Genomic DNA, 976 nt, shown 5'->3' with positions numbered 1-976 from the left:
TAAGCCAATTGCCCAAATCCCTCATAGCATCTATGTAAAAGCATAACTTAGAGTTACTAAAAACGAAGATTATGCAATTACAAGATGCCTTAACTATTCCAAAGATATTCATTGGTTTAGACATTCACAAAAATAGTTGGTCCGTTTCCATTCAAACGGATCTGTTTTTTCACAGAACTTACTCGATGCCTTCTGTTGCTGAGGATTTGTACCAGTATGTGGATCGAACATTTCCTAATCACGAAGTGGATTTAGTTTACGAAGCAGGTTGTTGTGGGTTTTCTGCAGCGCGCTATTTTTTAAACTTAGGTTGGCATGTTTTGGTGGTCAATCCTTCGGATGTCAAGACAGGAGATAAGGAGCGGTATCAAAAAACAGACGCTTTAGATTCCAAAAATCTGTCTAATCAATTAAAATCTGGGGTGCTCAAGGGAGTTTATATTCCTACCGAAGCACACGAACAGTTTACAACTTTGGCCCGTCATAGAACCCAAGTCACCAAGAAACTCCGACAAAGCAAATCGCATATCAAAAGTATGTTGCTCTTTCACGGGATAACAATACCTTCAGCGTTTGATAATTCAAATTGGAACAAGGACTTTATCGTGTGGCTAGAAAATATAAAATTCAGCTCCCCTTGCGGCGAAATGGCTTTGCAGGGCAAAATACGGATGTACCAATTTATCCGATCAGAGTATTTAGAAATTGCGAATCAAATGCGTGGGCATTGCAGAAAGACCTATAAGAACGATTATAATCTCCTGCGGAGTATTCCAGGAATTGGCGGTTATCTGGCCAGTGTGATTCTGGCTGAATGTGGTGATTTACGCCGATTCAATAATGAGGGGCAATTTAGCTCTTACATTGGCTTGGTGCCTGGGATTTATAATAGCGGCGCTTCAGAAAAGTGTTTGGGAATAACCCCTAGAAGTCGTTCACAATTGCGAAGTTATTTAGTGGAGGCTGCTTGGATTGC

1 protein-coding gene is annotated in these 976 nt (G+C 40.6%); it reads left to right on the top strand.

Features of this window, described 5'->3' with window-relative positions; translation table 11 throughout:
• Positions 1 to 71: 71 nt before the first annotated feature.
• The coding region (locus ACP7AV_RS17155; RefSeq protein ID WP_426093009.1) for an IS110 family transposase at positions 72 to 976 on the top strand (905 nt) is incomplete at its 3' end.

The organism is Flavobacterium sp. DSR3-2 (assembly GCF_049896525.1).
In the GTDB taxonomy this organism is placed as follows: Bacteria; Bacteroidota; Bacteroidia; order Flavobacteriales; family Flavobacteriaceae; genus Flavobacterium.
The sequence above is the reverse complement of the archived record's forward strand: the minus strand, read 5'-3'. Positions and strand labels throughout refer to the sequence as shown.